Here is a 13,003-nt window from a genome sequence, read left to right on the forward strand (position 1 = left end):
AGCCCCAGGATGTGATGAGCCGACATCGAGGTGCCAAACACCGCCGTCGATATGAACTCTTGGGCGGTATCAGCCTGTTATCCCCGGAGTACCTTTTATCCGTTGAGCGATGGCCCTTCCATACAGAACCACCGGATCACTAAGTCCTACTTTCGTACCTGCTTGATCCGTCGATCTCGCAGTCAAGCACGCTTATGCCTTTGCACACAGTGCGCGATGTCCGACCGCGCTGAGCGTACCTTCGAGCTCCTCCGTTACTCTTTGGGAGGAGACCGCCCCAGTCAAACTACCCACCATACATGGTCCCCGATCCGGATTACGGACCTAGGTTAGAACGTCAAGCACATCAGGGTGGTATTTCAAGGTTGGCTCCACCGAAGCTAGCGCCTCGGTTTCATAGCCTCCCACCTATCCTACACAGACGAACTCAACGTTCAATGTAAAGCTATAGTAAAGGTTCACGGGGTCTTTCCGTCTTGCCACGGGAACGCTGCATCTTCACAGCGATTTCAATTTCACTGAGTCTCGGGTGGAGACAGCGCCGCTGTCGTTACGCCATTCGTGCAGGTCGGAACTTACCCGACAAGGAATTTCGCTACCTTAGGACCGTTATAGTTACGGCCGCCGTTTACTGGGGCTTCGATCAAGAGCTTCGCCTTGCGGCTGACCCCATCAATTAACCTTCCAGCACCGGGCAGGCGTCACACCCTATACGTCCACTTTCGTGTTTGCAGAGTGCTGTGTTTTTGATAAACAGTCGCAGCGGCCTGGTTTCTGCGACCCCCCTCAGCTATAGCCCGCATGGGCCACCAAAGAGGGTGCACCTTCTCCCGAAGTTACGGTGCCATGTTGCCTAGTTCCTTCACCCGAGTTCTCTCAAGCGCCTGAGAATTCTCATCCTACCCACCTGTGTCGGTTTACGGTACGGTCTGCGTGAGCTGAAGCTTAGGAGCTTTTCCTGGAAGCGTGGTATCAGTGACTTCGTCCAAAAGGACTCGTCTCGGTGCTCGGTCTTAAAGGATCCCGGATTTGCCAAAGATCCAAACCTACCGCCTTTCCCCGGGACAACCAACGCCCGGTACACCTAACCTTCTCCGTCCCTCCATCGCACTCACGCGAGGTGCAGGAATATTAACCTGCTTCCCATCGACTACGGCTTTCGCCCTCGCCTTAGGGACCGACTAACCCTGCGTCGATTAACGTTGCGCAAGGAAACCTTGGGCTTTCGGCGTGCGGGCTTTTCACCCGCATTATCGTTACTCATGTCAGCATTCGCACTTCCGATACCTCCAGCAACCTTCTCAAGTCACCTTCAACGGCTTACGGAACGCTCCTCTACCGCGCATAACAAAGTTATGCACCCCAAGCTTCGGTTTCGTGCTTAGCCCCGTTAAATCTTCCGCGCAGACCGACTCGACCAGTGAGCTATTACGCTTTCTTTAAAGGGTGGCTGCTTCTAAGCCAACCTCCTGGCTGTCTGTGCCTTTCCACATCGTTTTCCACTTAGCACGAAATTTGGGACCTTAGCTGTGGGTCTGGGTTGTTTCCCTTTTCACGACGGACGTTAGCACCCGCCGTGTGTCTCCCGTACATTCTGTCTTGGTATTCGGAGTTTGCCATGGTTTGCTAAGACGCGATGTCCCGCTAGCCATAACAGTGCTCTACCCCCAAGAAGATTCATACGAGGCGCTACCTAAATAGCTTTCGAGGAGAACCAGCTATCTCCGGGTTCGATTAGCTTTTCACTCCTAATCACACCTCATCCCCTACCTTTGCAACGGGAGTGGGTTCGGGCCTCCAGTACCTGTTACGGCACCTTCACCCTGGGCATGACTAGATCACCCGGTTTCGGGTCTACTGCCCGCGACTATGCGCCCTTATCAGACTCGGTTTCCCTTCGCCTCCCCTATACGGTTAAGCTTGCCACGAACAGTAAGTCGCTGACCCATTATACAAAAGGTACGCAGTCACCCTTGCGGGCTCCTACTGCTTGTACGCACACGGTTTCAGGATCTATTTCACTCCCCTCTCCGGGGTTCTTTTCGCCTTTCCCTCACGGTACTGGTTCACTATCGGTCGGTCAGGAGTATTTAGCCTTGGAGGATGGTCCCCCCATGTTCAGACAGGGTTTCTCGTGCCCCGCCTTACTCGTCTTCACTGAAAAGGTCTTTTCGAATACCGGGCTGTCACCGTCTATGGCCAGTCTTTCCAGACTGTTCTTCTAAAACCAATCCAGCTTAAGGGCTGGTCCCCGTTCGCTCGTCACTACTCAGGGAATCTCGGTTGATTTCTTTTCCTCCGGTTACTTAGATATTTCAGTTCACCGGGTTTGCTTCCAGCAGCTATGTATTCACTGCAGGATACTGCCGAAGCAGTGGGTTTCCCCATTCGGACATTGCGGGATCAATGCTTGTTGCCAGCTCCCCCGCACTTTTCGCAGGCTGCCACGTCCTTCATCGCCTCTGACCGCCAAGGCATCCACCGTGTGCGCTTATTCGCTTGACCATATAACCCCAAGTCGCCTCGGAGTTACATGCCGTGCCAATGGGGTACAAAGCCATTAACGCGAACATACGACTCAATTTATTAGGGACTCGAAGTCCCCGCCTTAGCCTCAACGACACGTCTAGATGAAAATCTAAAACGCTCGCTACGTCACAAGTTGTTAAAGAACACGAAGCCGGCTTCAGCGCCGATCCGTTTCAAAATAATCTTTTAGTGTGCGATTGCAGGTTTCAGAAGTAATTGCCGATCGGCTTGGTGGGTCTGGGAGGACTCGAACCACCGACCTCACCCTTATCAGGGGTGCGCTCTAACCACCTGAGCTACAGACCCAAAAGTCGTTCCCAGTGGTGGAGCCTGTCGGGATCGAACCGACGACCCCCTGCTTGCAAAGCAGGTGCTCTCCCAGCTGAGCTAAGGCCCCGTTGTACGGGCTTACTCTGAAAAATGCAGGTGTCTTGTGTGGGCGCCTGACAAGAAGCGCTTGTCATGCTCAAAAGGAGGTGATCCAGCCGCACCTTCCGATACGGCTACCTTGTTACGACTTCACCCCAGTCATCGGCCACACCGTGGCAAGCGCCCTCCCGAAGGTTAAGCTACCTGCTTCTGGTGCAACAAACTCCCATGGTGTGACGGGCGGTGTGTACAAGGCCCGGGAACGTATTCACCGCAGCAATGCTGATCTGCGATTACTAGCGATTCCGACTTCATGGAGTCGAGTTGCAGACTCCAATCCGGACTGAGATAGGGTTTCTGGGATTGGCTCACCCTCGCGGGTTTGCAGCCCTCTGTCCCTACCATTGTAGTACGTGTGTAGCCCTGGTCGTAAGGGCCATGATGACTTGACGTCATCCCCACCTTCCTCCGGTTTGTCACCGGCGGTCTCCTTAGAGTTCCCACCATTACGTGCTGGCAACTAAGGACAAGGGTTGCGCTCGTTGCGGGACTTAACCCAACATCTCACGACACGAGCTGACGACAGCCATGCAGCACCTGTCTCACGGTTCCCGAAGGCACCAATCCATCTCTGGAAAGTTCCGTGGATGTCAAGACCAGGTAAGGTTCTTCGCGTTGCATCGAATTAAACCACATACTCCACCGCTTGTGCGGGCCCCCGTCAATTCCTTTGAGTTTCAGTCTTGCGACCGTACTCCCCAGGCGGCGAACTTAACGCGTTAGCTTCGATACTGGGTGCCAAGTTGCACCCAACATCCAGTTCGCATCGTTTAGGGCGTGGACTACCAGGGTATCTAATCCTGTTTGCTCCCCACGCTTTCGTGCCTCAGTGTCAGTGTTGGCCCAGGATGCCGCCTTCGCCACGGATGTTCCTTCTGATCTCTACGCATTTCACTGCTACACCAGAAATTCCGCATCCCTCTACCACACTCTAGTGATCCAGTATCCACTGCAATTCCCAGGTTGAGCCCAGGGCTTTCACAGCAGACTTAAACCACCACCTACGCACGCTTTACGCCCAGTAATTCCGAGTAACGCTTGCACCCTTCGTATTACCGCGGCTGCTGGCACGAAGTTAGCCGGTGCTTATTCTTTGGGTACCGTCATCCCCACCGGTTATTAACCGATAGGATTTCTTTCCCAACAAAAGGGCTTTACAACCCGAAGGCCTTCTTCACCCACGCGGTATGGCTGGATCAGGCTTGCGCCCATTGTCCAATATTCCCCACTGCTGCCTCCCGTAGGAGTCTGGACCGTGTCTCAGTTCCAGTGTGGCTGATCATCCTCTCAGACCAGCTACCGATCGTCGCCTTGGTGGGCCATTACCCCGCCAACTAGCTAATCGGACATCGGCTCATCTAATCGCGTGAGGCCTTGCGGTCCCCCACTTTCACCCGTAGGTCGTATGCGGTATTAGCGTAAGTTTCCCTACGTTATCCCCCACGAAAAGGTAGATTCCGATGTATTCCTCACCCGTCCGCCACTCGCCACCCAGAGAGCAAGCTCTCCTGTGCTGCCGTTCGACTTGCATGTGTTAGGCCTACCGCCAGCGTTCACTCTGAGCCAGGATCAAACTCTTCACTTAAAACTACTTAGCCCGAAGGCCAATGCTTTGAATGCAGATCGTCTGATCACAAGCTTTACGTATCGCTTGCATTTCTACAATTGACAAGATGCTCATGAATCGAACGTCTGCAAGATGGACAGCTAGTCCTTCCTGCAGGCGCCCACACAAGTCACCTGCGCACACTGTCAAAGAGCTTCGAAGTCGGCCTCAGCGCCTTCCTTCGTAACCCCAGCGTTTCCGCCGAGGTGAGCCGCCTATTATGGCGGGTTTTTCTGTTTCGTCAACACCTTTTTTCGAAGTTGTTGGCGATCCGCTTCCCTTTCTGTGGCGCCTTGCCGGTCTGGCAAGGCCCCGTGCGTCGGGGGAGGGAAAGTATGGCCGGTTCTGTCAGCTTTTGGAAGGGGTGCAGCCGGAAATTTTCACCTGCCACTCACCGGCATTGCGGCAGGTCGCGGCGGCAGGGCTCAGCCCGTCACCAGCCGCACCCGGGCGAAGTTGCGCTTGCCTACCTGCAGCACGCCTTCAAAGCCCGGCGACAGCTGCAGGCCCGCGTCTTCGACGATCTCGCCTTCGACCTTGACCGCGCGCTCCTTGAGCTTGCGGTTGGCTTCCGAGTTGCTCGGCGTGATGCCCGCGGCAGTAAGCAATGCGGCAATGCGGATGCCTTCGGCCGGGACCACCACATCCTTGAGTTCCAGCTGCGAGGTGTCGCCCTGTCCGGTGACGACCGCATGCCAGCCCGCGATGGCCTTCTCGGCTTCGCCGGCATCGTGGAAGCGGATGGCCAGCTCGCGTGCCAGGCGCAGCTTCACGTCGCGCGGATTCAGCTCGCCGCCGGCAACGGAGGCCTTGAGCGCGGCCGCCTCCGCGACGCCGATCTCGAAGCTCAACAGCTCGATCCAGCGCCACATCAGCTCATCGCCGATCTTCATGGTCTTGGTGACGATGTCGATGGCCGGCTCGCTGACACCAATGTAGTTGCCCAGCGACTTGGACATCTTGTTGACGCCATCCAGGCCTTCCAGCAGCGGCATGGTCAGCACGATCTGCGGCGCCTGACCATGGTGCTCCTGCAGGCCGCGCCCCATCAGCAGATTGAACTTCTGGTCGGTACCGCCAAGCTCGACGTCGGCCTGCAGTGCCACGGAGTCGTAGCCCTGCACCAGCGGATAGAGGAATTCGTGCAGGGCGATCGACTGCTGGGCGGCATAGCGCTTGGCGAAATCGTCGCGCTCGAGCATGCGGGCGACGGTGTGCTGGCCGGCCAGGCGGATCATGTCGGCCGCCGCCATCGCGCCGAACCATTCGGAATTGAAGCGGACCTCGGTCTTCTCCCGATCCAGCACCTTGAACACCTGATCCTCGTAGGTGCGGGCGTTGGCCAGCACGTCCTCGCGGGTCAGCGGCTTGCGGGTGACGTTCTTGCCGGACGGGTCGCCGATCATCCCGGTGAAGTCGCCGATCAGGAAGATCACCTGATGTCCCAAATCCTGGAACTGGCGCATCTTGTTCAACAGCACCGTGTGCCCCAGGTGCAGGTCCGGCGCAGTGGGGTCGAACCCGGCCTTCACGCGCAGGGGACGGCCCAGCTTCAGGCGGGCCTCCAGGTCTTCGGGCTTGAGGATTTCGTCGGCACCACGGCCGATCAGGGCGAGAGCTTCTGCGGAGGACACGGGATAGCGGTTCCGGTAGGGGCGGCCAGGTGAAGGCCAAGTCAGTGACGTGAAGTTACCGTTAAAAGAAGGTAAACAGTGATACCAATCAAAAAAGCTATTTGACTCAATGGTTTGACGCGAAGTCTTCGCGTGTCTATGGTACGCCGATTGGGGCTTTGCCTTGGCCCCGGGGTGCAACCTTGATGCAAACTCATGGGGGCGGCAACAGCCGCAAGCAACTGTTCCGGGAGCGCCTTGGCGTGCTCCGCGATACCGCCGTGAAGCGTCACCTGCCCGAAGGGCGATGGACGCGCCGCCACTGGATCCATGCCAGCCTGTTCACCACCATCGGCGTGCTGATGGCGACCATCGTGCCGGGCTTCTCCAGCGCGATCCAGGCGCCGGTGTCCGAGCCACGCAGCACCCTGCTGCTGGATCTGCCCGAACTGTCCGCCGCGCGCCAGGCCGGCATCGCCGGCGACAGCTGGCAGGTGGTGCGGGTGAAGCCGGGCCAGACGATGGGCGGGATCTTCGAGGAGCTGGGCATTCCGGCCGCCACCCTGCACCGCATCCTGGAGAACGCCGATGCCAAGAAGGCGCTGACGCGGCTGAAGCCCGGCACCGAGATCGCCTTCGACCTGCCGGTAACCGGCGGCCTGCGCACCCTGCGCTACGACCGCGACCCCAGTCATCGCGTCGAACTGGTGGTCGGCGCCGGCAAGATCACCGAGCGCGTGATCGCGCGCGAGACCACCACCCGTACCGTGGTGCTGAGCGGCAAGGTGGGGCGTTCGCTCAACCGCTCGGCACGCAAGGCCGGCCTGACGTCCGCCAACATCAACTCGATGACGGACGAGATCTTCAAGTACGACATCGACTTCAACTCCGACCTGGGGCCGGAAGACCGGTTCAGCGTGGTGGTCGAACAGACCTGGCGCGAGGGCGAGCTGATCAGCACCGGCCCGGTGCAGGCCGCCACGTTCACCGTCGACGGCAAGCTGCATTCGGGTTTCCGCTTCACCCGCCCGGGCGGCAAGCCGGAGTACTTCACCGCCGCCGGCCGGCCGCTGAAGAAGAACTTCATCCGCATGCCGATCGCCTACGCGCGGATGAGCTCCAAGTTCGGCGCGCGCCGCCACCCGGTGCTGGGCACGATGCGCATGCACAAGGGCGTGGATTACGCCGCATCGACGGGTACGCCGATCATGGCCGCCGGCGATGGCCGCGTGCAGTTCGCGGGCTGGCAGGGCGGTTACGGCCGCACCGTGATCATCGACCACGGCCGTGGCCACACCACCCTCTACGCGCACATGTCGCGCATGGGCAACATCAGGCAGGGCCAGCGCGTGGCGCAGGGCACGGTGATCGGCTACGTCGGCACCACCGGCCTGTCGACCGGCCCGCACCTGCACTACGAATTCCGCATCAACGGCGTGCACCGCAACCCGCTGTCGGTGACGATGCCGCCGCCGGAGCCGCTGTCCGGCGCACAGCTGGCGGCGTACCGCACCTATACGGCGAATGCGCTGGCGCGCATCCGCACGGTGGAAGACATCATCTATGCCGATGTCGGCCCGGCCGACGACGCCAAGCCGACCACCGTCGCCGCGGCCAAGCCCGCTGCCGGCAAGAAGGGCGGCAAGGGCTGACCTCCGTCATGCATGGCGGGAAGCGTAGAAAGGCGGGACACTGTCCCGCCTTTTTCTTTGCCTGACGATCCCGCATGACCGACGCTGCCGATGCGACCGCTTCCGAGCTTTATCTGGGCCTGATGTCCGGCACCAGCGCCGACGGCATCGATGCCGCGCTGGTGCGCTTCGAAGGCGAAGGCCGCGCCCTGCGCTGCAAGCTGGTGCATGGCCGCACCTTCGGTTGGGACGCGGAACTGCGCGCGCACCTGGTGGCCCTTGGCCAGGGTGCGGACACGGTGTCGCTGGATGCGCTGGGCACGCTGGACGGGCGCATCGCCTTGGCCTTCGCCGAGGCGGCGCTGTCGCTGTTGCAGGAAGCCGGCGTGCCGCGCGGACGCGTCCGTGCGATCGGCTCGCACGGGCAGACGGTCCGGCATCGTCCACACGCCGATCCCCCGTTCACCTGGCAGCTCGGCGACGGCAACGTCATCGCCGAGCGCTGCGGGATCGCCACCGTGGCCGACTTCCGCCGCCGCGACGTCGCCGCAGGCGGCCAGGGTGCGCCGCTGATGCCGGCCTTCCATGCCGCGCTGCTCGGATCGCCGAACGAGGATCGCGCGGCGCTCAACCTGGGCGGCATCGCCAATTTCACCCTGCTGCCGGTTGCCGGGAATGTCCGCGGCTTCGACACCGGACCGGCCAACGCGCTGATGGATGCCTGGTGCGAACGACACACCGGACACGCCTACGATGCCGGTGGCGCCTTCGCTGCCAGCGGACAGGTGAACCCGACGCTGCTCGCCCGCCTGCTGGCCGACCCCTGGTTCGCGCTGCCGCCGCCGAAAAGCACGGGGCGCGAACACTTCCACCTGGACTGGCTGCGGGCACGCATGGAGGACGCCGCCCTCGCGCCGGCCGACGTGCAGGCCACGCTGCTGGAGCTCACCGCGCGCACCGTCGCCGACGCCCTGCAGATGACCCAGCCCGACACGCGCCGCGTGCTGGCCTGTGGCGGCGGCGTGCGCAACCCGGTGCTGATGGCGCGCCTGGCGGCCTACCTGCCGCAGGCGGTGGTGGAGTCCACCGCCGCGCACGGCCTGGACCCGGACTACATGGAGGCGATGGGCTTCGCCTGGCTGGCGCGGGAAACGCTGGCCGGACGTCCGGGCAATCTGCCCGCCGTCACCGGCGCGTCGGGGCGGCGGGTGCTGGGCACGGTGTATCCGGCCTAGAAGCCCTTGCCCGGCGGGACGTCCCTCAGGGCGCTGATGGCCTGGGCCAGTGCATTGACCTCGCGATCGTCGAAGCCGCCGCGGACTTCCGCTTCGCACACGAACAGGCCCTGCTCGAGCAGGTTGAAGATGGTGTCGTGGATCGGCCAGCCGCGTGCCTGCGAGACCCGGCGAATGCGCTCGGCGAGGATCGGGTCCACATCCTTCAGCACGATATCGGTCATCCCACACTCCCCCCGTCTGCCCTGCGGGAAACTGTAGCGCAGTCGCTCAGGCGCGCGTATCGGTGGACGCAGGCGCGTCGACGCCCGTCGCGGCCTCGTGCCCGCTGCCGAACCGGATGCGCGGCGCCAGCCAGAAGAACAGGCCCACCGCCGGCACCGCGACCAGCGCGGTGATCCAGAAATACACGCCATACCCGGTCTGTTCCACGATGCCGCCCGACACCGCCCCCAGCAACTTGCCGGGCAGCATCACCAGCGACGAGAACAGCGCGTACTGGGTGGCCGTGAACCGCTGGTTGACCAGCGCCGACAGGAACGCCACCAGCGTCGTGCCCTGGAAACCCTGGGCGAGGTTCTCGCCGGAAATCACCAGCGTCAGTTTCCACACACCGCCGTCGGCGCCGATCAACCACACGTACAGCAGGTTGCTGATCGCGCCCAACACGATGCCCGCCAGCAGCGGCCACTTCACGCCCCAGCGCGCGATCGCGATGCCGGCGATGAACACGCCCACCAGGCCGACCCAGACGCCCCATATCTTCGATACCGCGCCGATCTCGGTCTTGGTGAATCCCTGGCTGAGGTAGAACGGCGCCATGATGCCGCCGCCCAGCGACTGGTCGGAGATCTTGGCGAGCAGGATGAACGCCAGCAGCGCCAGCGCCAGCGCGCCGCCGAACCGGCGGAAGAAGTCGACGAAGGGTTCCACCACGCCTTCCTGCAGGCCGGCCCGCCAGGTGGTCATGCGTATCCGCACGATGTCGGGCTCGCGGGACAGCAGCACCGCCACCACCGGGATCAGCATGAAGGCGGCCATCGCCTGGTACACCATCGGCCACGACACCACGTCGGCCAGCATCAGCGCCAGCGCGCCGGTGATGATCAGCGCGATGCGGTAGCCCAGCGAATACGTGGCCAGCAGCGCGCCCTGCGATTCCTGCGGCGCGATCTCGATGCGGTAGGCGTCCACGGCGATGTCCAGCGTGGCGCCGGCGAAGGCGGTCAGCAGCGTGACCCAGATGAAGGGCGCCAGCACACCCGGCGTCAGGTGCGCCATCAACAGCAGCCCGGCGATCACGACCACCAGCGCCAGCAGCAGCCAGCCACGCCGTTGCCCCAGTCGCCCCAGCAGCGGCAGCCGCCAGCGGTCCACCACCGGCGCCCACAGGAACTTGAGCGTGTAGGTCAGGCCGGCACTGGCGATGAGGGTGATGTTCTTCAGTTCCAGCCCGTTCTCGGTCAGCCAGTACGCCAGCGTGCCGGCCACCAGCAGGAACGGCATGCCGGAGGCGAAGCCGAAGAAGAACATCGTCCACGCCGAGGGCTGCGCGAACGCGCGCCATACCGAGGGTTTGCCCGGGGCTGCGCTGGCGGACGTCGTCATCAGGTGTAGTCCACCGTGAAGGGGGCGTGGTCGGAGAAGCGCTGCTCACGGTAGATCGAGCAGGCCTTGAGGCGGTCGCGCAGCGACGGCGTGACGAACTGGTAGTCGATCCGCCACCCCACGTTGTTGGCGCGCGCGGCGCCGCGGTTGCTCCACCACGTATAGTCCTGGCCTTCCGGATGCAGCGCGCGATAGGCGTCGACCCAACCGCCGTCGTCCACGCACATGCCGTTCAACCAGTCGCGCTCGGGCGGCAGGCAGCCTGAATTCTTCTGGTTGCTGGTCCAGTTCTTGATGTCCAGCCGGCTGCGCACGATGTTCCAGTCGCCGCACAGCACATAGTGGCGGCCGCTGCGACGCCACTCGTCCAGCACAGGCGCCAGCCAGTCCATGACCTTGAACTTGAAGCCCTGGCGCTCGTCGCCGGACGAACCGGACGGGATGTAGAACGACACCACGCTCAGGTCGCCGAAGCGCGCCTCGATGTAGCGGCCTTCCTCGTCGAACTCCGGCCAGCCCAGCGCGGTGCGCACCTCGTCCGGCTCGCGCCGGGCGTAGATCGCCACGCCGCTGTAGCCCTTCTTGGTGGTGGCGTCGCGGAACCAGGCCTTGTAGCCGGCGGGCAGGAATTCGGGGCCGGCCAGCTGGTGTTCCTGCGCCTTGGTCTCCTGCACGCACAGCACGTCGGCGTCCTGCGCGGTGAACCAGTCGAAGAAGCCCTTGGTGGCCGCCGAACGCAGGCCGTTGGCGTTGAAGCTGATGATGCGCATGTGGCGGGGAATGGAGAATGGAGAATGGGGAGAGCGTACCGCAGTGGGACCGAAGGGCGCTCGACCGGCTATGCTTTTGCCCACTCCCCGTTCCCCATTCCCGATTCCCGCCTCATGTCCGACCACCATGCCCGCTTCCTCCAGCTCGCACTGCATGCGCAGGCCCTGCGCTTCGGCCAGTTCACGCTGAAATCGGGGCGGCAGAGTCCGTATTTCTTCAACGCCGGGCGTTTCGACAGCGGCGCGCGGCTGGCCGGATTGGCCGCCTGCTATGCCGACGCGGTGGACGCCGCCGGGCTGCAGTTCGACCTGCTGTTCGGTCCGGCCTACAAGGGCATCCCGCTGGCGACCGCGCTGGCCTGCGAATTCGCCCGTCGCGGCCGCGACCTGCCGGTGGCGTTCAACCGCAAGGAAGCCAAGGACCACGGCGAGGGCGGCCTGCTGATCGGCGCGCCGCTGGAAGACCGCCGCGTGTTGATCGTCGATGACGTGATCACCGCCGGCACCGCCATCCGCGAAGCGCTGGGCCTGATCCGCGCCGGTGGCGGCACGCCGGCCGGGATCGTGGTGGCGCTCGACCGGCAGGAAGTGCTGGGCGAACCGGGCACGAGCGGCGCGCGCCGCTCGGCCGCGCAGTCGGTCGCCGACGAGACCGGCGTGCCGGTGGTGGCCGTGGCCAACCTGCACGACCTGCTTGCATTTGCCGGCGAAAGCGCCGACCTTGTCCATCATCGCGACGACCTGCTGGCCTATCGGGCCCGCTACGGCAGCGCGACCCAGGACTGACCGCAGTTGGGGACTGCCATGACCGTCCGTACTTCCTACATGCTGGCCGCCCTGCTCGTGGCCGCGCCGCTGGCGCATGCCCAGGGCAACAAGGGTGCCGCACCGGCCAACAAGAAACTCTTCTGCTGGGAAGAGAAGGGCCAGCGCGTCTGCAGCGATGCGCTGCCGGCCGATGCCGTCAACGTCGCCCGCGACGAGATCAGCGCCGCCAGCGGCCTGCGCACCGGCGGGGTGGAGCGCGCCCTGACCGACGAAGAGCGCGCGCAGGCTGCCATCGCGGCCCAGCAGCAGCTGATCGACGCCGCCGCCGCCGACATGCGCCGCCGCACCGACGCCGCGATGCTGCTCTCGTACCGCAGCGAAGAAGAACTGAGCCGCGTCTTCAACGAACGCACGGCCATCGTCGACAACAACGTCCGCACCGCCAGCTACAACGCCATCAGCCTGCGTGACGGCCTGATCACCCTGCTGCAGACGGCCGGCGACCGCGAACTGGCGGGCCAGCCGGTGCCGAAGGAGATGGCCGCCTCCATCCAGCAGCGCCACGCGGAACTGGTGCGCACGCGCCGGCTGCAGCAGAGTTTCGAGAAGCAGCGCGCGGAGCTGGACGTGGAGATCGCCGACATCATGCAGCGCTTCCGCGCCATGCGGGGCGTGACGCCCGAGCAGGCGGAAGACGCCGCCCTGAAGTCCGCGCCGACAACCCCCGCGCCCGCGCCCGCCCGCAGGTAGGCCACCCGCGCCGGACGTGAGCCTCGCCAGACACGACAACGCCGGGCATTGCCCGGCGTTGTCG

At 63.0% G+C, this 13,003-nt stretch carries 8 protein-coding genes, 2 tRNA genes and 2 rRNA genes (1 of these 12 cut by a window edge); 4 read left to right on the forward strand and 8 right to left on the reverse strand.

What is annotated here, in order from left to right:
- The 5 genes from MMG85_RS04105 to tyrS all read right to left on the reverse strand — a co-directional run.
- Positions 1 to 2,505 (reverse strand): 23S ribosomal RNA (locus tag MMG85_RS04105) (it extends 374 nt beyond the left edge of the window).
- Positions 2,506 to 2,758: 253 nt separating this feature from the next.
- Positions 2,759 to 2,835: transfer RNA gene (locus MMG85_RS04110), tRNA-Ile, on the reverse strand.
- Between the two features lie 15 nt (positions 2,836 to 2,850).
- A tRNA-Ala gene (locus MMG85_RS04115) sits at positions 2,851 to 2,926 on the reverse strand.
- Positions 2,927 to 2,998: 72 nt separating this feature from the next.
- Positions 2,999 to 4,543: ribosomal RNA gene (locus MMG85_RS04120) — 16S ribosomal RNA — on the reverse strand.
- The 16S and 23S rRNA genes sit together here with 2 tRNA genes alongside, the layout of an rRNA operon.
- A 446-nt stretch (positions 4,544 to 4,989) precedes the next feature.
- Positions 4,990 to 6,198: a tyrosine--tRNA ligase gene (gene tyrS / locus MMG85_RS04125; RefSeq protein ID WP_241044860.1), complete on the reverse strand. Its 1,209-nt coding sequence runs from the start codon at positions 6,196 to 6,198 to the stop codon at positions 4,990 to 4,992.
- Between the two features lie 185 nt (positions 6,199 to 6,383).
- Between tyrS and MMG85_RS04130 the strand changes: the two genes are divergently transcribed.
- Entirely contained in the window at positions 6,384 to 7,829 is a 1,446-nt protein-coding gene (locus MMG85_RS04130; RefSeq protein WP_241044861.1) for a M23 family metallopeptidase, read from the forward strand.
- Positions 7,830 to 7,903: 74 nt separating this feature from the next.
- On the forward strand, positions 7,904 to 9,043 hold the full coding sequence (locus MMG85_RS04135; protein ID WP_241044862.1) for an anhydro-N-acetylmuramic acid kinase: 1,140 nt from the start codon (positions 7,904 to 7,906) through the stop codon (positions 9,041 to 9,043).
- Here MMG85_RS04135 and MMG85_RS04140 read toward each other — a convergent pair.
- The 3 genes from MMG85_RS04140 to MMG85_RS04150 are packed head-to-tail and all read right to left on the reverse strand — an operon-like array spanning position 9,040 to position 11,421.
- Complete coding sequence (locus MMG85_RS04140; protein ID WP_241044863.1) at positions 9,040 to 9,267, reverse strand: hypothetical protein; 228 nt, start codon at positions 9,265 to 9,267, stop codon at positions 9,040 to 9,042. The two genes, MMG85_RS04135 and MMG85_RS04140, sit on opposite strands and share 4 nt — an antisense overlap.
- A 46-nt stretch (positions 9,268 to 9,313) precedes the next feature.
- Entirely contained in the window at positions 9,314 to 10,651 is a 1,338-nt protein-coding gene (locus MMG85_RS04145) for an MFS transporter (protein WP_241044864.1), read from the reverse strand.
- Positions 10,651 to 11,421, reverse strand: coding sequence for an exodeoxyribonuclease III (locus MMG85_RS04150; protein ID WP_241044865.1), 771 nt, complete (start codon positions 11,419 to 11,421; stop codon positions 10,651 to 10,653). The genes MMG85_RS04145 and MMG85_RS04150 overlap by 1 nt, the downstream gene beginning before the upstream one ends.
- A 114-nt stretch (positions 11,422 to 11,535) precedes the next feature.
- On the opposite strand from MMG85_RS04150, the gene pyrE reads away from it, so the two are divergent.
- Together pyrE and MMG85_RS04160 are read left to right on the forward strand one after the other, a co-directional pair.
- Positions 11,536 to 12,207 (forward strand): orotate phosphoribosyltransferase, encoded by a 672-nt coding sequence (pyrE, locus tag MMG85_RS04155; RefSeq protein ID WP_241044866.1) that lies wholly within the window; start codon positions 11,536 to 11,538, stop codon positions 12,205 to 12,207.
- Between the two features lie 18 nt (positions 12,208 to 12,225).
- Complete coding sequence (locus tag MMG85_RS04160; RefSeq protein ID WP_241044867.1) at positions 12,226 to 12,939, forward strand: hypothetical protein; 714 nt, start codon at positions 12,226 to 12,228, stop codon at positions 12,937 to 12,939.
- The last annotated feature ends 64 nt before the right edge of the window (positions 12,940 to 13,003 follow it).

Origin of the sequence: Pseudoxanthomonas sp. LH2527, assembly GCF_022539275.1 — a bacterium.
Lineage (GTDB): Bacteria > Pseudomonadota > Gammaproteobacteria > Xanthomonadales > Xanthomonadaceae > Pseudoxanthomonas_A.